Raw genomic sequence first — 20,132 nt, 5'->3', positions numbered from 1 at the left:
TATCCGTATATATATATATATATATATATACGGATATTGTTCGCTATTCTTTATAAATATTACATTCTATGAAACATGATGTTTATTGTCTGAAAAATTACGTTTTTATAACATTTTAAATCACATAAATATTTAGCCTATGTATTTTCCAATCAGCTATTAGTTCCTAGCGCTAATTATTTATCATCAAGTAGTACAACCTGTTTCGAATCAGGTTGATAAATGGCTTCCATTTACTTCCTTCTTTCCTAGTTAATCTATTTACACTTCAATCCTACCAAATATTCCTTGAAAGAAGTATCACAATCATTACAAAACATATCTACAATAAATAAGTAAAACATTTATATTAGTTAAAAACTTTATAAAAAGGGCTCTATAATATTTGTAGTGGGTAAATCCCCTATGGATCTTATGGAGCCTTTTTTGTGTAGAAAAAAAGTCCCATAAGATCTATAATGAAAAGCGACAAAACAACTCATTAGAAAGATTCATATGGAACAATTACATTTTATCACAAAACTACTCGATATCAAAGACCCTAATATCCAATTTATAGATATCATCAATAGGGATACACACAAAGAAATCATCGCCAAACTGGACTACAATGCTCCATCTTGCCCTGAGTGCGGAAGTCAAATGAAGAAATATGATTTTCAAAAACCGTCTAAGATCCCTTACCTCGAAACGACTGGTATGCCTACTAGAATTCTACTTAAAAAGCGTCGTTTCAAGTGCTATCACTGTTCAAAAATGATGGTCGCTGAAACTTCTATCGTCAAGAAGAATCACCAAATTCCTCGTATTATCAACCAAAAAATTGCGCAAAAGTTGATTGAAAAGACTTCTATGACCGATATTGCTCATCAGTTAGCCATTTCAACATCAACTGTTATTCGCAAGCTTAATGACTTCCGTTTTAAGCCTGATTTTTCGTACCTCCCTGAGATTATGTCTTGGGACGAGTATGCTTTCACTAAGGGAAAGATGAGTTTTATTGCTCAAAATTTTGATAATCTTAATATCATCACTGTTCTTGAAGGAAGAACACAAGCTATCATTCGGAATCACTTTCTTCGCTACGATAGAGCCGTGCGCTGTCAGGTGAAAATCATTACTATGGATATGTTTAGTCCTTACTATGACTTGGCTAAACAGCTTTTTCCAAACGCTAAAATCGTGTTGGATCGTTTCCATATTGTCCAACACATGAGCCGTGCTATGAGTCGTATGCGTGTCCAAATCATGAATCAGTTTCATCGAAAATCTCATGAATACAAGGCTACCAAGCGCTACTGGAAACTCATCCAACAAGATAGCCGTAAACTGAGTGATAAGCGATTTTATCGCCCTACTTTTCGCATGCACTTAACCAATAAAGAGATTTTAGACAAGCTTTTGAGCTATTCAGAAGACTTGAAACACCACTACAATGTCTATCAGCTCTTACTCTTTCACTTTCAGAACAAGGAGGCAGATAAATTTTTCGGACTCATTGAGGACAATCTTAAGCTGGTTCATCCTCTTTTTCAGACTGTCTTTAAGACCTTTCTAAAGGACAAAGAGAAAATCGTCAATGCTCTTCAGTTACCCTATTCCAACGCAAAATTGGAAGCGACGAATAATCTCATCAAACTTATCAAACGCAATGCCTTTGGTTTTCGGAACTTTGAAAACTTCAAAAAACGGATTTTTATCGCTCTGAATATCAAAAAAGAAAGGACGAAATTTGTCCTTTCTCGGTTTTAGCTTTTATTCAACCCACTACAGTTGACAAAGAGCCTAAAAAAACGCATAGTATCAGACTTTTTTAAGTTACTGATACTATACGTTCCTGTGATCCTGATATTTTTTCAGCATCAACAATCTTTATATTATTATCCAAATACTATTTCGTAAAGTTTTTATATAGGTCTGGATTTAATATTACACAAGATAAATAATCGACAAATCTTTAATCTTCTTTTTTCTTACGAGCTACGAGTCCGAATGCACCCAACATTCCAAGAAGTCCAAGACTAGCTAGACCAGCCTTATCTTCTGTACCAGTATTTGGTAATTCCTTCTTGTCATTGGCTTCGGCTGTTTCAACAGCTACTGGTTTAGAATCTGTAGAACTTGTCTGAACTGGAGTAGCTACTGGTTTTTCTGGACTTGTAGGAGTCTCTGGAGAGCTTGGTTGCTCTTGATTGATTGGGTTTGTCACTTTCTTATAGTGATGTAGGGTATTTCCTTTAGCATCCGTTGTTGAATGACTAAATTCATATCCTTCCAACTCTATTGGATTGTGTTTTCCTTCTTTATCTGAAGTAATACGGTTTCCATTTTCATCTAGGTATTCCGTTACAATCACTTGTGTTGAATCTCCATTTTGAGCAATTGCTCCTCCACCATTTTGTGATTTAGGTGTTACCGTTACTGGTACTTCTACTGTAATAATACGACCATCCGGTAATTTTACTTTCACTTTAACCACTGGTTTTGCTCCAGGTGTTTCAGTTGTTGGGATTTTTCCTACTTCAACAATTTCCCATCCTTCTGGTAAATCGACTTTCTTCTTAACATCATCTTCTGTAATAGGAGTTCCAACTTCCACTACAATAGGTGTTACTTTCGGTGTTACGATTACAGGCACATCTACTTCAATAATCTCACCAGTTGGAACTTTGATTTTCACTTTAACGCTTGGTTTTACTCCAGCTGGAATTGTTGTTGGAATTTCTCCTACTTCTACAATTTTCCATCCTGGTTCTTTTGGTAAGTCAATATGACCTTTTATATCATCTGGTGTAATCGGTGTTCCTTGTGGTACAACTATTTGTCTAACAGTTGGCGTTACGATGACTGGTACATCAACTGTAATCTTACGTCCATCTGGTAATTCAATTTCCACTGGAACAACTGGTTTTGTTCCTGGTGTAGTTGTTGTTGGAATTTCTCCTACTTTTGTTACTTTCCATCCTTTTGGTAATTCAATATGTTTCTGAACATCTTCTGGTGTAACTGGTGTTCCTACTGGAACTACTACAGGTGTTACTTTCGGTGTTACGATTACTGGAATGTTCATCGTTACGCGAATTCCATTTGGTAATTCAATCTCTACTGGGATACTTGGTCTTTCACCTGGAATATCTGTTGTAGGTTTATCACCAATATTGATAACTTTTACTCCTTTTGGAATGTGTTTTTCAACATCCTCAGTAGTAATTGGATCTCCTTGTTTTTTAACAATATCTTCAATAGGTGTAACATTTACTGGAATTTCTACAATCACAACTTTACCGTTTGGTAATGTAATCGTTACTTTTACAGGATCCTTCTTACCAGGTGTTGTTAAGTCTGGGAGATCTCCTACTTTAACTGTTGCTCCTTCTGGTATCTTAATTTGTTTTAGGACATCCTCTGGAGTCAGTTTTTCTTTTGTTATTGGTGTTTCAATTGGTGTAATTGGTGTTACATTCACTGGTACTTCTACCGTAACTACTTTTCCATTTGGTAAGGTAATCGTTACTTTAACTGGATCTTTCTTACCTGGCGTTGTCAAGTCTGGAATGTTTTCAACATTTGTGACCTTGCCACCTTCTGGAATCTTGATGCCTTTAGTGTAATCCTCCGGTGTTAATGGGGTAGATGTGACTGGTGTCTCAATCTCTTTAACAGGTGTTACATTAACTGGGACTTCTACTGTAATCACTTTTCCATTTGGTAATTCTACAGTGACTTTAACTGGATCTTTCTTACCTGGCGTTGTTAAGTCTGGAATGTTTTCAACATTTGTGACCTTGCCACCTTCTGGAATCTTGATGCCTTTAGTGTAATCCTCTGGTGTTAATGGGGTAGATGTGACTGGTGTCTCAATCTCTTTAACAGGTGTTACATTCACTGGGACTTCTACTGTAATCACTTTTCCATTTGGTAATTCAACCGTTACTTTAACTGGATCCTTCTTACCTGGAGTTGTCAAGTCTGGAATGTTTTCAACATTTGTGACCTTGCCACCTTCTGGAATCTTGATGCCTTTAGTGTAGTCCTCTGGCGTTAACGGAGTATTCGTTACTGGCGTTTCAATTTCCTTAACTGGCGTTACATTAACTGGAACGTCAACAGTAATTGTTTTTCCATTTGGTAATTCAACCGTTACTTTAACTGGATCCTTCTTACCTGGAGTTGTCAAGTCTGGAATGTTTTCAACATTTGTGACCTTGCCACCCTCTGGAATTTTAATTCCTTTGGTGTAATCCTCTGGCGTTAACGGAGTATTCGTTACTGGCGTTTCAATTTCCTTAACTGGAGTTACATTAACTGGAATGTCAACAGTAATCACTTTTCCATTTGGTAATTCAACTGTTACCTTAACTGGATCTTTCTTACCTGGAGTTGTTAAGTCTGGAATGTTCTCAACATTTGTGACCTTGCCACCTTCTGGAATCGTGATTCCTTTTGTATAATCCTCTGGCGTTAACGGAGTATTCGTTACTGGCGTTTCAATTTCATTAACTGGAGTTACATTAACTGGAACGTCAACAGTAATCACTTTTCCATTTGGTAATTCTACAGTGACTTTAACTGGATCTTTCTCACCTGGAGTTGTCAAGTCTGGAATATTTTCTACATTGGTTACTTTTCCACCTTCTGGAACTTTAACAAATTTAGCAATATCCTCTTTTGTTAAAGGTGTATTCGTTACTGGCGTTTCAATTGGTGTTGGTTTAGCTTCTACCACCTTAATCGTTGCCGGAACTTCAACTAATACATTTCCATTTTTATCTTTTACAACAACCGTTACTGGTTTATCCCCAACAGTTGTTGCATCAAATGGTTCTTTTTGTCCTTCTGGAACTTTGTATTCAAATGTTGAACCTTCTGGATAATCACTTGGAGTAATACTGTCTCTTGCTTGAGGTTTCTCAGTTGGATTTACAGGAATTAATTGTTCTTTACCTTCCACTACTTTAACCTTAGCTGGAACTTCTACAAGTTTATCTTCTCCGTCTTTTGCTTCTACAATAACATCTTTTTCGCCTAGTGTTGTTGTATCTACTGGAGTTTTATATTTGAATGTTACTCCATCTGGATATTGTTCAGGATCAACACTCTTAGATGCATCTGGTTGTTTGTTTGATTTATCAACTGGTACATATTGTGTCTTCGGTTCAACAACCATCACTTTTGCAGGGACTTTTGCAATAACCTTATCTCCAATTTTTGCTACTACAACAACATCTTTTTCGCCTGGTGTTGTTGTATCTACTGGAGTTTCATAAGAAAACTCTGTCTCTTTAGGGAATGCTTTAGGGTCAATACTTCCTTCAACAGCTGGTTGTTTGTTATCCTTATCTACTGGGACAAATTGTGGATAGCTTTCAACAACTCGTACAGTTGCTGGTACTTCTGCAATAGGATTACCATCTTTATCCAGCACTTCAACAATCACATTCTTATCTCCAGTTGTTGTTACATCGATTGGAGATGTTTGTCCATCTGGAGTCTTATATCTAAATGTAGATCCTTCTGGATAATCTGTTTTATCAATGCTCTTCTCTGGATCTGGTTGTTTGTTGTTTTCATCCACTGGAACAATTTGTGGTACACCTTCAACTACTGTAACTGGGACTGTAACAGTAGTTGTTTTCACTTCACCATCTACAGTGTATTTAACAGTCACATCTACTTCAGTATCATCTGTTAAGTCAGGAACTGTTACTGGAGCTGTTTTATCAATCTCAACTCTAGCACCTTGTGGTAGTTTACCTGTAAATGTTCCATCAGCAATCGCTTTTTCAGCTTGAGCAAGCACTTTTTCTTTTGCTTTTTCTTTGTTGCCATTTTTAGGAACAAGAATTTCATCTGCTTCTGGTTTTGGTAAAACTGTTACTGGAACTTTCACTGTTTCAGTTAACTTACCATTGTCATATGTTACTGGGACTGTTACTTCTTTATTTCCTGATGTAGCAGTAATGTCATCAGCAATTACAGGCTCACCTTTTGTTCCGTCTGTACCTTCAGTTACAGCACCTTTCACATCGTCTTTTGTTACTGTATCACCTTCAAATACAACTAATTTCTTAGCTGTTGAACCTACTACTGTTACTGGGACTGTTACTTCTCTAGATGCAACTACTTTACCATCTTTTAAATACTCAACTACTACTGTTGCTGGAGTTTGCACTCCAGTTGCAGTTGTTGCTGGTACTGTTCCTTGTTTAACTTCCTTAACAGATACTGTTACACCATCTGGTAATTTATCAGTTGGAACAGCATTTGCGGCTTCCACTGCTTTCGCTTTAACAGCTTCTTCTAATCCTGTACTATCTTTAAGAACTGTTACACCTGTAGGTGTTACTTTCGGCAAGACAACAACATCTACTTTTGTTTCTACCTGAATTGTTTCAGTATCTTTTGTATACGTAATTGTTGCAGGAGTTGATAATGTCTTACCAGCTTGACCTGAAGTTGCAGGGAGATCTGTGATATCATTTTTAGTCGAAGTAAAGCCGTCTACAGCTGTAGGGTTTACTTTTTCTTTCAACTGATCATTTGTTACTGCATCATCTTCAACTGTATACAATTTATTCGTTTCTTGATCTTTTACAGTAATTTTATAAGTAGTTGAATTCACAGCAGTGTCTGCACCTTTATTTGTTCCAGTATCCGTTTCAGTATCTGCAGTAACGACATTTCCGTTACTATCTTTTACTTCAACTTTAACTGTATAAGTACCTACTTCTGATAATTTAACAGCTGCTGCTTCTGCTGCACTGCTATATTCTGTTACTGTTCCTGAAGGAGATGTTAATGTTACTTTCGTAACTGTTGTTTCCTTTTTATTTGGAGCAGTTGTCGCATCATCTTCTCTATCTGTAATTGTTACTGCAGCTGATTTTTGTTTTACTAAGTCTACTGTAGCACCTTTTACCGTAGTATAAGAAGTGGAGCTAATAGATGGAGCATCATTTAATACAGACGCTTTATCTGAAGAACTTGCTGTTTGCACTACATCGACTGTTCCATTGAACCCAGATGTAGTAGAAATCGTCCACTTATCTCCAGTTTTCGTTGCTGTTACAGTAGAATTATCATCAGCAGTCCATTTATTTAGGCCTTTATCGTATCTAACCGTTACAACCATGCCTTTATTGGTATCAGTTGCTGAATTCGCTGAACTGTTCGCAGTATTTTCTTTTTTATATGTCGTTAACGTACGAGTAGGATCTTTAACTTCTGTTACTTTTCCTGCTGCATTTAATGTACGAGTATATTCGTAAACATTAAAAATCGTTTCGCCATCTTTATTCACATCGACATATAGGTCACGTTTTAACCAAGTTGTTGTTCCATCGCTGTTAGGAGTTTTCTTCTCAGCGATTTCATTTGGTAAATGCCAACGACCAGTTGTTTTATCAAATGATGCTGTTACATTTTCTTCAAGTTTAGTTTTTAAGGTTACTTCTGCTCTTGTGAATGTAGCTGTTATATTTTCACTATTTGCAGTTACGTTAATCGTATCTGTTGCGGCATTTGCTGTTGCTGTTGGAAGAACTTTTAAATTGAAAGTTTCACCAACTGTACCAATTTCATCATTGACATTTACAGCTGTATTTGTTGTTTCCGATACAACCCACTTACCATTTTTAGCAACAATTTTTGTATTTGTTCCATCTGGTAATGTAATCGTTGCTTCTGAAGCCCCTTTAGAAATTGTAATCGGAACTTCTGTATCGTAAGCATGAACATTTTTTATAGATACTGAAGGTGCAATTTTAAATGTTGCATGTGCATATGCTTCATTGGCATTTGTCTCTTTATAATCTCTTGCATAGATTGAAACTCTGTAAATTCCAGCTTCTGTTGGTGTTCCTTTAAATCCATTTGGATTATTTTCAGTCATATCAGCTGATGCAATAGTAAAACCGACACCTGGAATTTTTGTCTCATTTCCTGTTAATTCTGTAGGAGTAGCAGCATCGGTACCTGTCGTTCCTGTAATCTTCGCTCCAGAAACCCCAAGAATTGCACGTCCTACAGTTTCTGTAATTGTAGTTGTACGTCCAATTGGAGCTCCATTTTCATCCGTTAAAGTATAAGAAACTTTTCTATCATTTGGTACTCCAGCATGCGAAGCTCCAGCATCTCTATATTCTACTGGAACCGTTAGTTCTTCTCCTACTTTACCTTCTTTAACAGCATTGTTGATTTCTAAGGTAGGTGGTGTTCCATCTTTCCATGCTGTTCCAGCAAATCTATGATCATCTAGTGGAATCGTAACACTTTTACCAGTAATAGTATTTTTAAACGTTACTCGAGCTTTTACTTGTTGATAGTTAAATGGGCTTCTATGAGTTACAACCCCTTGCACGCTATCCGTTGCCTTATCATAAAACAAACCATTTGGAAAATTAAATACATTGAAATCTGAAACAGTCCATCCAGCCTTTTTAGCAGCTTCTGTTACTTCAATACGTTTACGTACATCTTTAATGTATACTTTATCGATTCCTTGTTCATATCCAAGTTTATAGATACTAGAAAGCAGATATTCATATGGTCCATTTCCATAGTAAGTCGCTGCGACTTGACTTGAAATTCTAGTATTATTATATTTTAGTTTTCCACGCCATAGAGGTGCTTCTTCGATAAGTTTTTGAACTTCTGCTGCTGGTAACTTCAAGCCGTAATCAATACGTCCTTTTACATCATTTTCTTTACCATTATATGTATAGTTAGATGGTCCAGGACTTGGTCTTGTAGCAGCTCTTTGATCAGAGAACACTCTAAACTCTAAGCCTGCAGCATCTGCTTTTTTCTCTTGCGTATTAACACCTAAATCCCCTTCTCCATCATGGTGACTACCAAATGGCATTTTATAGGTATCCCAACCAGTAAAGTTTTCGAGTGATACTGTACTTGTACTTCCGATAATATCTTTCGCAGTTGGTTGCGCTGGATTTGTTGGTGTGATTGTATCACTTGTTCCTGTGGTTGTTGTAGAAGTAGCTGCAGCATCGTTACTAGATGTACCTGTAGCATCATTAGTTGCTGTATCTCCTCTAAAACCACTCTCACCTTTTCCAGGAATAGCTTGACCATTACGTGGATCTTGGTTTTTATTTACTTTTTCTTCTTCAGTTGCATCAGATTTGATACTGTTTAGAACGCTAAGGCTACTTGAAAGTTGTTTAGCAAGTGCATCAACTTTTGCCTGTGTTTTTGTATCATCATTTAAAAGCTCTTTTGCTTTATTAACCAAAAGTTTAGTATCATCGATGAATGATTTTGTTCTCTTACTTTCAGTTAATTGACTCAATCGACTTTCAGCTTTAGCAACTAAATCTTCTAACGATGCTGTATTAACAGCAACTTTTTCCGTCACTACCTCTGGAGTTTCAACTTCACTGGTTTGTTTGTCAGTAGCAGACTCTTTTACAGAAGTATTATTTTGTCCATCGGGCTCTTTAGCAGTAGCAGTTCCTTGTCCAGTAACTTCCTTAGAAGGTTCCGACGGCTTATCATTTAGATTTTGAACTTCTGTATGTTCTGTATTAGTTAGTTGTTCAGCCGCTTGGACGCTTCCTCCACCAAGGAAAAACAATCCAGTAGCTACAGCCACACTAGCCGCACCGAAACTAACCTTACGAATACTGTAACGTGTGAATTTCTCCACTTGCGATTGGCGAACATGACGCCCTTTGAGTTTAAACATTCTTTACTCCTTTTCTGATAATTATCAGTTAATATATTCAAGAAGGCTAAATAAAAAGCCCCCCCCCTAAAATATATGGGCATATTTTAAAAGGTAACAGTTCATTATACTCTTTTTATGAATATAAATCAAGCATTTTGAGATATACTCGCCAAAGTAATTTCACAAAGCTAATTTCTCAAAGTAACTTCCACTTGCCCAACCAAAGTGGAAATTAGTCTAAAACGGATTTTTATGGTGGAATTAAGTGTGAGACGTTTGAGTTAGAAATGAGGTCTACTATGACAAAACATAAACACCTTACCCTTTCAGACCGTAATGATATCCAATTAGGCTTAGAGCGCGGTGAAACCTTCAAAGCTATCGGACAATCCATTCTAAAAGACCCAACTACTGTTTCCAAAGAAGTCAAACGAAACAGACAAGTCCGAGAGTCTACATGCGATAACCTTCCTTGCCCTTTACTCGATAAGGCTCCCTTTGTCTGTAATGGATGCCCTAAAAGAAGACAAAATTGTGGATTTAAAAAAATCTTCTACCTTGCTAAACAAGCTCAAAAACAGTACGAACAAACTCTTGTCGAAGCTCGTGAAGGAACTCCCCTTAATTCCAAGGCCTTCTGGGACATGGACAAAGTCATTTCTGATGGTGTTAAAAAGGGACAACACATCTATCATATCCTCAAAACTCATAACCTTGATGTCAGTTCCTCAACCGTCTATCGACACATCCGAAAAGGATACCTATCTATCGCTCATATTGACCTAGCCAGAGCCGTTAAATTCAAAGAAAGACGGAAAAGGAAACTACCTTCCATCCCTAAAGAAGCTAAAAAAGGCCGTTCCTATGAGGATTTCCAAAACTATTTAGTCCTTAATCAACTAGACTCTTGGCTGGAAATGGACACAGTTCTGGGGAGGATGGGAGGTAAAGTCCTACTTACCTTCAACCTGTCTTTCTGTAACTTTATCTTCGCTAGGCTTCTGGATAATAAAACTGCCCTTGAGGTTACCAAACACCTCTATACCATCAAGAACACTCTTCATGAAGCTGATAAAGATTTCTTCCAACTCTTTCCTGTCATTCTTACCGATAATGGTGGAGAGTTTGCCAGGGTTGATGATATCGAAATGGATGTGCGAGGAGAGAGTAAACTCTTCTTTTGTGACCCTAATCGCTCTGACCAGAAAGGGAGAATTGAGAAAAACCACACACTGATTCGAGACATTCTACCTAAGGGAACTGCTTTTGACAACTTAACTCAAGAGGACATCAATCTCGTCTGCTCTCATGTCAACAGTGTCAAACGTGCTGCTTTGAATGGAAAGTCAGCCTATGAGCTCTTTGCCTTTACCTATGGAGAAGAGATTCCTAAGCTTCTAGGTATTTCTAAAATACCTGCAGAAGACGTCTGTCAGTCTTCGAAATTACTCCAACATAAGTTCTAAAAACTAACCTTTAACCGCATTCAAACGTCTCACACTAACTTCCACCATAGCGGAACTTAATCTGAAACGCTTTCAGATGAGGGGATTTTGTGCGCTCTTTTTTTCGATTCCTTTTGGTTACAAAAGCGATGAAATCAAGCATTAGTAAAACCAGTGGAACTTACCCTGACACGGATTTCCACTGGTTTTTAGGATTTTTATCAGACTAACTTCCACTTCTACTAGCGGTGGAACTTAGTTTGCGAATTTACCGTAATTTCACAAACTCCATCTTCTAGTAAGCCCTTACAAAAATATAATTTATATTAATTCACATGTTTTCTATATTATTTGATTACTCATATGATTTGATTACAAAAACGAATTTTCTGATATTTTTTATCAGGTCTTCATTGACTTTTAGCAATAGATAAGGGATTACAGAATGAAGCTAGATGCACAAGATCCCAAAATAGCTGTAAAATCTAGAAGTTCCTCCAGCTTTATAAAATAAAGTCTATAAAAAAACAAGGCCCAGTTTTAAAGACAAAACTAGGCTTGCTATCTATTTTATTTTCCATCCTTCACTTCTTTGGTTGCTACATCTTCTCCAAACCATTTCTGGCTGATTTCTTGGAACTTCCCTTCTTGGTATAGTTGAATAAAGGCTTGGTTTAATGCTTGCAATAATCTCTTGTCTGCTGGTCTAACTCCGACCGCAAAGGATTCACTTTCAAATCCTGCTGAAAAGACATTGTAGTCACTTAATATTCCTTCAGACTGAAGATAATAATTGGCATACACTCGGTCAATCAACAAAGCATCAATACGGTCATTTTTTAAGTCAATCAAGGCTTCATTGAAACTCTGGTACTGATTAGCCTTCTGGTCTTTGACACGACTTTTCAGTAAATCTGGCTGAGCTTCAAAGTCTAAATAACCAGAGGAACCGGCTTGCGCTCCCAAGGTCTTATCCTTCATATCCTCTACTGAATGGATTTGCTGGCTTTTTTTCGTCACCAGAACTTGCTGATTTTCCATATATGGAATGCTAAAGGCAACCTTCTCTCGGCGTTCATCAGTGGCAGAATAGCCATTCCAGATGGCGTCTATAGTTCCATTTTGTAGTTCCGTTTCCTTCATATCCCAGTCAATTGGCTGAAATTGAACCTTAAAACCTATTTTTTCAGAGACAGCTTGTGCTAAGTCAATATCAAAGCCTGTATATTGGCCATTCTTTTCTTCAAATCCCATAGGTACAAAGGTATTGTCAAAACCAATAGTAATGGTCCCCTGCTCTTGATACTTATCCCAATTATCCTGCTTGGGATCACTAGCCTTCTGAGTACATGCAGTTAAAAAGAGGGTTAGGAGCGAAACCAATACTAAAGCAATTTTCTTATTAGTCATTGGCACCTCCTACTTGGGCTCAACCTTGAGAATCTGATCTGCGATATTTTCCGCAAATTGTAAATCGTGGGTAACCACAATCTGTGTCATTCCAAGTTCCCTATTTTGCAAGATTAGTTTTTCCACTTCCAAGCGTAATTCTGGATCTAGGGCAGAAGTTGGTTCATCGTAGCCAATGATTTCCGGGTCAATCATCATAGCACGCGCCAAGGCTACCCGCTGCTTTTGCCCACCTGATAGTGAGAATGGATAGGCATCTGCATGTCCTGCCAGTCCTAATTGTTCCAAAAGACCTCGCGCTTTCAGCTCAGCCTCATCCTGCTTCATTCCCATGGTTTTCACAGGCGATAAGGTCAAATTATCTAGAACAGATAAATGAGGGAACAGTTGAAAATCTTGGAATACAAATCCCAGTAGATTGCGCTTCTCCAGTTCATCCAATTCTAAAGGTTCTCCATTATAAAAGATTTGCCCTGAATCAATGGTTTCAAGACCTGCAAGCATACGTAAGAGAGTTGTCTTACCTCCACCCGAAGGCCCAACGATAGCTAGGATTTGCTTTTCAGGAATTTTTAGACTGAAATTGGACAAAATTTGCTTTTCACCAAAGCCTTTATTGATATTTCGTAATTCTAACATGGCAGCCTCCTATCTATAGTAACTGTACTTCTTCTCAACTTTTTTGGCAAGAATGGTCACAATACCAATCAAAATCAAGTAAATGGCTCCTGCCAAGAACATAGGAACCAGACTAGCATCACGGTTTGCAGCTGTTCTACTAGCCAAGATAAGGTCTGAAATGCCTAGAGCATAAACCAAGGAAGTATCCTTGACCAGACTCATGACTTCATTAAAGACACTGGGAAGAACAATTTTGGTCACCTGAGGCAAAATAATATAGCGCACTGTGTCAAAAGGACTGAACTTCAAGACCTTAGCAGCCTCATATTGACCTTTAGGAATGGTATCAATCCCTCCACGGAAGATTTCAGCAAAGTAAGCCGCATAATTCAACACAAAGGCAATGATAGCCGCAGGAAGACGGTCCAAACGAATCCCAATACTTGGCAGCACATAATAGATAAAGATTAATTGCAAGAGCAAGGGTGTGCCTCGCATAATCCAAATATAAATATTAATCAAATGATGGAGGGGCTTCCAATGGACTTGCAAGGCAAAGGCAATCAAAACGCCCAAGGGAATAGAAAAAATCAAGACCAGTGCAAAAACCTGTAAAGTCATGCTTGCACCGCTCAATAAACTCGGTAATATCTCAAACAAATAAGACATACTGCACCTCCTAAAAATAATTGTTCCTATTATAGCATAAATAAACAAAATAACCAATAATTTTTGTAAAAAAATTCTCTTTAAAAAAGAAAAACTATATCTATCAAAAATGATTAGATACAGTTTTTAAAAATATATTCTTACAATCTCTCAAATAGTTCTTGCATTTGCACATCATCTGGAACCAGTTTTAAGTAAGCTTGAGCATTGACTTTTGCTTCCTCAAAGTAGCCCAGTTCACGCAAGAGATAGATATAGTGTTCCAGAAACTCTGGATTGTCCTTCAAATCTCCTACTAATTCTTGGTAATGCTCGTAGGCAGAATCCAAATCGTCCATTTCTTGATAGGAACGAGCAATCATCCACTTGGTCAAAAGATTTTCTGGCTCCTCACTTTGCAAGTCTAGAATGTCTTCATAACGCTCCTGCTCCAGATAAATAGTTGCTAGACGGAGTAAGATTTCTTCCGTATCCTCAGCATCTTCTTTAGCAGTAAGGAGGTAATTTTCTGCACCACTAGCATCATGCAATTCATAAGAGAATTGTGAAGCAGCTAGCAAGAGGCGAGTTTCAAAGGGATTTTTCTCTAAGCCTTGCTTAGCGATACGCAGGGCTTCTTGAACTTGATGCTCCTTATGTAAGGCCTGACTGTAACCATACTCATATCCTTCAAAATCAGGTGAAATGGTATCAAGTTGCTTAAAGTAGAGGACAGCTTTTTGGTATTCTTCCTGATCAAAACAAAGACTGGCTAACTCAAAAGCTGTTAGGTCATCGTATTCTAACTCCAGGGCTTTTTCTAAAAACTCTGTAGCCGTTTCAAATTTCCCTAACTGGGCATAGGCAAAGCCAATCCGTTGATAGGTAGAAATGCCTGTTTGCTCATAAATAGTACGATTATCTAACTGGGCGTAGCCTTGAATGGCCTCTTGGTAATTTTCCAACTCACTATCCAACTCTGCCAAGCCCAATATCAAGAGAGGATCCTCTGAATAACTCAAAGCCTCCAGTAATTTCTCACGCGCCACATCTGTTAAACCTTCCAGCTGGTAAAGGTCTGCCTTCAGAGCCAAAGCCGAAACATACCAGTCGCTGTCAGGTTGGATTTCCTCTAGGTAAGCAAAAGCTTCTTCGATCTGACCATCCTCACTAGCAATAGATGCTAGATTAAGATTAACCTCTGGAAAGTCCTCTACGATTTTCAGGTAAATTTCCTTGGCTTGAGGATAAAAACCAATCCCTTCAAGATAAGTAGCTAACTCATATAGAAGGTCACTTGGATCATTTTCTAAAGCTTTGACGAAATAGTGCTCAGCCTTAGTTAAATCTTGCTTCTCCAAGGCATGTAACATCTGTTGACTATTGTTCACTCTTGATTTCCTCTCCCTCTAATTCATATAGACCACTGACTACCTTATACCACTCAAAAATGGCTGAAATCACAACCTTAGAAGAAGCATAAACTGGAATACCAAGTAAAACTCCCCAAATACCAAACATGGATCCTGAAGTTAATAAGACAAAGAGAACATTAATGGGATGGATATTCAATTGACTTCCCAAAATCAATGGAGAGACAAAACGTCCTTCAATAGTTTGTTCTACGATAAAGACAATTACTACTTTCAAAAGCATGACTGGCCCAGCAATCAAGCCCAATACTAGGGCAGGAAGCATGGCTAGGAAGCTGCCAAGATAAGGAACCAAATTTAAAATACCAGCAGTAACACCCAGCGTAACCGCATAACGTAGACCGATAATCTTGAAGAAGATCATAAACATTACCGCAACAATAATAGCCACTGTTACTTGTCCTCGAACATAGTTGGACAACTGCTGATTCACATCTGATAAAACTTGTCCAACAGGTTCTTTCAATTTCGTTGGCATGAATTGGGTCAAATAGTGACGCAGGCCTTTCCCATCACGTAAGAGATAAAAGAGCATGAAAGGAACGATAATCAAGGCAACAATCACTTGAGATGCCCCACTAATAAAGGCACTCACCCAGTTTACTGCCTGAGAAGAAACCTTGCTCGCCCAAACTGTAGCCTGACTAGAGAAGTTTGTCAAAACTTGTTCTAACTGAGGCCTGAAATCATCTGGTAAACGCTTGGTTACCAAATCGTCAATAACCCTGTCAGCATCTTCAAGATAGATTGGTACATTTCTTGCAAATGTTAAAACTTGACGTTGCAGATTTGGAATCGCTACTGCCAAGCCCCAAATGATAAAGAGAGCGATGATGACAAAGACAATAGTGATAGCTATAACACGATTAATTTTGTGTTTCTCCATCCAATCAACAATGGGATTCAGTAAATAATATAGCAAACCAGATAGAATGACTGGTAACATCACAACTGCCAAAAAGTCCAAAACAGGTGAAAATAGAAAACTAATCTTACTTAAAATAAAAAGATTCAGTCCCAATAATAAGGTTACCAAAAATACCGTAATGGCCTTGTTATCCAAAAACCACTTAAAAAACCAAGATAGGCTAAAATGTTTCTCTTTTTGTTCCATATATAATTCCTTTCTGTCATTCTCTCATTATACCATTTTTAGGTCAAAATAACTCTTTTTTAAAGTGCTTACATAGAGACAGCGACATAAAAAATCCCCTCAAAAGAGGAGATTCGATTAGTCTTGAATATGACGGTCTAAGTTCTTCTGATAATCTGCGTTGGATTTGGCTTTTTCATCAGCAAATTTCTTGCGGAACTCATCCATTTCTTTAGTAGTGACAATCTTATCTTGGATTTTCAGATACTTGTAGCTATTTTCACTAGTCTTGTCACCTACCCAGCCACCGGCACCACTGCCAGGAACCATTTTCGTCACTAGCATTTGAGCACCATCAGAGTATACTGGAATAACAAGTGCACTATCTGACAACCAAGCTTGGGCCTTAGAATATTTGGAATAACGTTTTTGAAGGTCTGTTTTCTCACTATTTGCATCATCAATCAGTTCTTTGTATTTATCCAATCCAACTGTTTTAATAACTGGATTGTCTGTTCCTGGTGCCACACCAAGAGCACTTAGGAGACTTGGACCTGAAGTTGGATCAAATACATCTAGATAAGTCGATGGATCTGCAAAGTCTGGAGTCCAACCACTGACTGCATTAATATCCCAGTCAGTATTTGCATTGGAAGTAGCTAGAGTAGTCATACTTCCCAATTCGTCATCAGAAACTTGTTGAATATCAACAACTACATTGTCAGAGCCTAAGGCTTCCTCAATGGATTGTTTATAAGACTGAACCTGACGAATAAAATCTGGATTTGATGAAGAAATTGGCAAATCTAAATGAATTGGGAACTGTACTCCATCAGCTTGAAGAGTTTTCTTAGCAGCTTCAAACTTAGTTTTAGCCTTGTCTACATTATGAAGTGAATCTTGGGCATCATCAAGACTGACATCTTTCCAGACATTATCCAATTTATCCAATTCTGTCTTAGTAACTTGACCAAATGTTTGATCTCCTACTTGTACAAATGTTGGAGGAGTGAAACTTGTCCGTAACTTACGAGGTCCTACTTCATCACCAAATACTTGAGAGATCCCTGCTTTACGATCTACCGCAAAAGCCAAGGCTTGACGGAAATCTTTGTTTAACAAGGCTTTCTTAGTAGAAGTTTTTTCTGTATCACTTGTTTTAGCAGTGTGATTGTAATTTACACGGTCGATATTGGTTGAGATATAAAAAACTCCTCCACGCTGTTGACCATACACAATATTATCCTTGTATTTTTCTTTTAGACGTTCATAGTTAGCAGAGTTTTTAAAGAGTGGTGCAGCTGGATAGTGTCCCTCATCAAAACCGCGTCCTAGAGAGTCTGCATCTTGACCATCAAAGAAGGATAACTTGATATCATCAATAAAGACATTTTGTTTATCCCAGTAGTTTTGATTTTTGGTCATTTCGATAGAAGACTTAGATGTAAGACCCTTGAGGAGATAAGGACCGTTGTAGAGAATGCTCGTAACATCAGTGGGTTTACCAAAGTCATCTCCTTTAGAAGCTAAAAAGTCTTCATTAACTGGTGCAAGGACTCCCATTGTTGTTTTTGAATTCCAGAAAGATTCTGGATGATTCAAAGTATAGACTACAGTATAATCGTCAGTTGCTTTTACCCCAACACTAGAAAAATCTGTTGTTTTCCCATTTACATAGTCATCCAATCCTTTGATAGAATCCTGTACAAGATAAAGAGCCTTTGATTTCTTATCTGCTGCGTGTTTCAGACCAGTCACAAAGTCTTGAGCCTTGACTTCACCATACTCTTCCCCCTCATTGGTATACCATTTGACACCCTGACGGATTTTATAGGTATAGGTCAAACCATCTTTGGAAACAGTCCAATCTTCTGCAACTGATGGAACAAGATTCCCATATTGGTCATTTTCAAGCAAACCGTCAATAACGTTACCTGTGACCTGTTTAGTGCTGACATTTCCAGAAACTGTATAATCCAGAGTCGAAGGATCTGATGAAAATACATAGGCATAAGTAACTGGTTTATTTGCTTCCTTATTCCCATTACCAGATGAACACGCTGCTAGAACAGCTGCCGAGAGTACAGCAACTCCTGCTGCTAAGAAAACACGTTTTTTCATAAAAAACTCCTTTGCAATTTGTATAGGATTATTATAGCACTTTTAAGAAGAAAAGTAAGGAAAACAATTTCAATATTATTATATTTTTCAAAAAACCAATCAATTATTTTTTTAAAGTGCTTACATCTAATTGGATGTCTTTAATTGGCTTATTTTTGTGATATAATAGTCTTATCTTTATATAGAGGTAAAGTTATGAAAGAAACTGTTTATTTTGGAACTTATACACGTCGGACTTCCCAAGGGATTTACAAGGCTGACTTTGATACAGAAACTGGTCAGCTTTCAAATCTAGAACTTTTTGCACCTGAGCCAAGTCCGACCTACCTTGCCTTTGACCAGCACCAACATTTATACACCGTTGGTAGTCAAGACGATAAGGGGGGAGTCGCAGCCTATCAAACTGACGGGACTTTATTAAATCATGTCGTTGAAGAAGGAGCTCCCCACTGTTATGTTGCTGTGGATGAAAAGCGTGATTTGGTATATGCTGCCAACTACCACAAGGGACAAGTCCTTGTTTATAAACGTCAGGAAGATGGTTATCTTCTACTTAGTGATGTTGATCAACACAGTGGCCAAGGTCCACATGAAAATCAAGCTTCTCCACATGTTCACTATACAGATTTAACACCTGACCACTATCTAGTGACCTGCGACTTGGGTACTGACCAAGTAATTACTTACGATCTTGATTCAGAAGGAAAATTATCTAAGCTCTATACCTATCATAGCCAGCCAGGAGCAGGCTCACGCCATATTATTTTCCATAACCATTATAAAATTGCTTATCTCATTTGTGAACTCAATAGCACTATCGAGGTTCTAATCTACGATGGTGTTGGCGAATTTGAACGCATGCAAGTCATTTCAACTCTACCAGACGGTTATGAAGGCTTTAATGGTACTGCTGCTATTCGTCTCTCTAAAGATGGTAAATACCTCTACGCTTCTAACCGTGGTCATGATTCTATCGCAGTATATACAATTCTTGCGGACGGTAGCCTAGAGTTGTTAGAAATCGTTCCGACACATGGTCAGACTCCACGTGATTTTGATTTGACACCAGATCAAGAATTCCTTATTGCTGTCCATCAGGACTCTGACAATGCAACTGTCTTTAAACGCAATTCTGAATCTGGACGTCTAGCAGAACTTTCTAATGACTTCCATGTCCCAGAAGCAGTCTGCATCAGTTTTGCCCCTTAAGAAAACATAAAAAATGAACTTGGTAACTCAAGTTCATTTTTTTCTTATAGTCTATTTCCGACATTAATACGGTTAATGGCACGTTGCAGTGCAATCTTCGCACGACGTTCTTGGTCAATCAAGTGTTTGTCTTGTGCTTCTTCAATTTCACGCTCTGCTCGAAGTTTGGCACGTTCTGCACGACTAACGTCGATATCACGAGCCCGTTCTGCAGAGTCAGCAACGATTGTGATAACACCATTAGCAACTTCGATAACGCCTCCGTTCACTGCAATCCAGTTCACGTGATTTTCATCATCTACACGTTTAACCTTAACCTCATCAACTGCTAAAACTGCAATCATATTTTCATGTCGTGGCAAGATTCCCATCTCACCATCCAGAGTTCGAACTGATACAAAGCTGGCATGGTGATCATAGACGAGACCATCTGGTGTCACGATCTGGACAGTTAACTGAGCCATAGA

General features: G+C 38.0%; 11 protein-coding genes. 3 read left to right on the top strand and 8 right to left on the bottom strand.

Translation table 11 applies throughout. The features are described from left to right. Positions 1–495 precede the first annotated feature (495 nt). On the top strand, positions 496–1,752 hold the full coding sequence (locus FQT24_RS01595; RefSeq protein ID WP_049551447.1) for an ISL3 family transposase: 1,257 nt from the start codon (positions 496–498) through the stop codon (positions 1,750–1,752). Between the two features lie 205 nt (positions 1,753–1,957). On the opposite strand, the gene FQT24_RS01590 is transcribed toward FQT24_RS01595, so the two are convergent. Beyond that, on the bottom strand, positions 1,958–9,703 hold the full coding sequence (locus FQT24_RS01590; protein ID WP_143951980.1) for a Rib/alpha-like domain-containing protein: 7,746 nt from the start codon (positions 9,701–9,703) through the stop codon (positions 1,958–1,960). A 281-nt stretch (positions 9,704–9,984) separates the two neighbouring features. Between FQT24_RS01590 and FQT24_RS01585 the strand changes: the two genes are divergently transcribed. Continuing rightward, positions 9,985–11,151, top strand: coding sequence for an IS30 family transposase (locus tag FQT24_RS01585; protein ID WP_143951979.1), 1,167 nt, complete (start codon positions 9,985–9,987; stop codon positions 11,149–11,151). 549 nt (positions 11,152–11,700) lie between these two features. On the opposite strand, the gene FQT24_RS01580 is transcribed toward FQT24_RS01585, so the two are convergent. The 6 genes from FQT24_RS01580 to FQT24_RS01555 all read right to left on the bottom strand — a co-directional run bounded on the left by FQT24_RS01580 (position 11,701) and on the right by FQT24_RS01555 (position 18,456). After that, positions 11,701–12,540, bottom strand: a complete 840-nt coding sequence (locus FQT24_RS01580; RefSeq protein WP_143951978.1) for an amino acid ABC transporter substrate-binding protein — start codon at positions 12,538–12,540, stop codon at positions 11,701–11,703. Positions 12,541–12,549: 9 nt separating this feature from the next. Continuing rightward, a complete protein-coding gene (locus FQT24_RS01575; RefSeq protein ID WP_143951977.1) occupies positions 12,550–13,179 on the bottom strand; it encodes an amino acid ABC transporter ATP-binding protein in 630 nt (209 codons plus the stop codon). Between the two features lie 9 nt (positions 13,180–13,188). Then, positions 13,189–13,830 carry an amino acid ABC transporter permease gene (locus FQT24_RS01570; protein WP_049487112.1) on the bottom strand — a complete coding sequence of 214 codons (642 nt, stop codon included), beginning with the start codon at positions 13,828–13,830 and terminating at the stop codon, positions 13,189–13,191. 140 nt (positions 13,831–13,970) lie between these two features. Then, positions 13,971–15,200 (bottom strand): tetratricopeptide repeat protein, encoded by a 1,230-nt coding sequence (locus tag FQT24_RS01565; protein ID WP_185952530.1) that lies wholly within the window; start codon positions 15,198–15,200, stop codon positions 13,971–13,973. Next, positions 15,190–16,356 carry an AI-2E family transporter gene (locus FQT24_RS01560; RefSeq protein ID WP_143951976.1) on the bottom strand — a complete coding sequence of 389 codons (1,167 nt, stop codon included), beginning with the start codon at positions 16,354–16,356 and terminating at the stop codon, positions 15,190–15,192. Before FQT24_RS01560 ends, FQT24_RS01565 begins: the two co-directional genes overlap by 11 nt. Before the next feature lie 117 nt (positions 16,357–16,473). Continuing rightward, a complete protein-coding gene (locus FQT24_RS01555) occupies positions 16,474–18,456 on the bottom strand; it encodes a peptide ABC transporter substrate-binding protein (protein ID WP_143951975.1) in 1,983 nt (660 codons plus the stop codon). Between the two features lie 195 nt (positions 18,457–18,651). Between FQT24_RS01555 and FQT24_RS01550 the strand changes: the two genes are divergently transcribed. Further along, a complete protein-coding gene (locus FQT24_RS01550) occupies positions 18,652–19,665 on the top strand; it encodes a lactonase family protein (RefSeq protein WP_143951974.1) in 1,014 nt (337 codons plus the stop codon). A 44-nt stretch (positions 19,666–19,709) separates the two neighbouring features. On the opposite strand, the gene FQT24_RS01545 is transcribed toward FQT24_RS01550, so the two are convergent. After that, on the bottom strand, positions 19,710–20,129 hold the full coding sequence (locus FQT24_RS01545; protein WP_000068037.1) for a F0F1 ATP synthase subunit epsilon: 420 nt from the start codon (positions 20,127–20,129) through the stop codon (positions 19,710–19,712). Between the last annotated feature and the right edge of the window lie 3 nt (positions 20,130–20,132).

Origin of the sequence: Streptococcus mitis, assembly GCF_901542415.1 — a bacterium.
In the GTDB taxonomy this organism is placed as follows: domain Bacteria; phylum Bacillota; class Bacilli; order Lactobacillales; family Streptococcaceae; genus Streptococcus; species Streptococcus mitis_BL.
Note: the sequence above shows the minus strand (reverse complement) of the source record. Positions and strands in the feature narration are given on the sequence as shown.

Bases quoted from the DNA above. Each gene is read 5' to 3' on its own strand.
- FQT24_RS01550 (WP_143951974.1), top strand. From the start codon at position 18,652: ATGAAAGAAACTGTTTATTTTGGAACTTATACACGTCGGACTTCCCAA.
- FQT24_RS01560 (WP_143951976.1), bottom strand. From the start codon at position 16,356: ATGGAACAAAAAGAGAAACATTTTAGCCTATCTTGGTTTTTTAAGTGG.
- FQT24_RS01570 (WP_049487112.1), bottom strand. From the start codon at position 13,830: ATGTCTTATTTGTTTGAGATATTACCGAGTTTATTGAGCGGTGCAAGC.
- FQT24_RS01580 (WP_143951978.1), bottom strand. From the start codon at position 12,540: ATGACTAATAAGAAAATTGCTTTAGTATTGGTTTCGCTCCTAACCCTC.
- FQT24_RS01595 (WP_049551447.1), top strand. From the start codon at position 496: ATGGAACAATTACATTTTATCACAAAACTACTCGATATCAAAGACCCT.
- FQT24_RS01585 (WP_143951979.1), top strand. From the start codon at position 9,985: ATGACAAAACATAAACACCTTACCCTTTCAGACCGTAATGATATCCAA.
- FQT24_RS01555 (WP_143951975.1), bottom strand. From the start codon at position 18,456: ATGAAAAAACGTGTTTTCTTAGCAGCAGGAGTTGCTGTACTCTCGGCA.
- FQT24_RS01590 (WP_143951980.1), bottom strand. From the start codon at position 9,703: ATGTTTAAACTCAAAGGGCGTCATGTTCGCCAATCGCAAGTGGAGAAA.
- FQT24_RS01575 (WP_143951977.1), bottom strand. From the start codon at position 13,179: ATGTTAGAATTACGAAATATCAATAAAGGCTTTGGTGAAAAGCAAATT.
- FQT24_RS01545 (WP_000068037.1), bottom strand. From the start codon at position 20,129: ATGGCTCAGTTAACTGTCCAGATCGTGACACCAGATGGTCTCGTCTAT.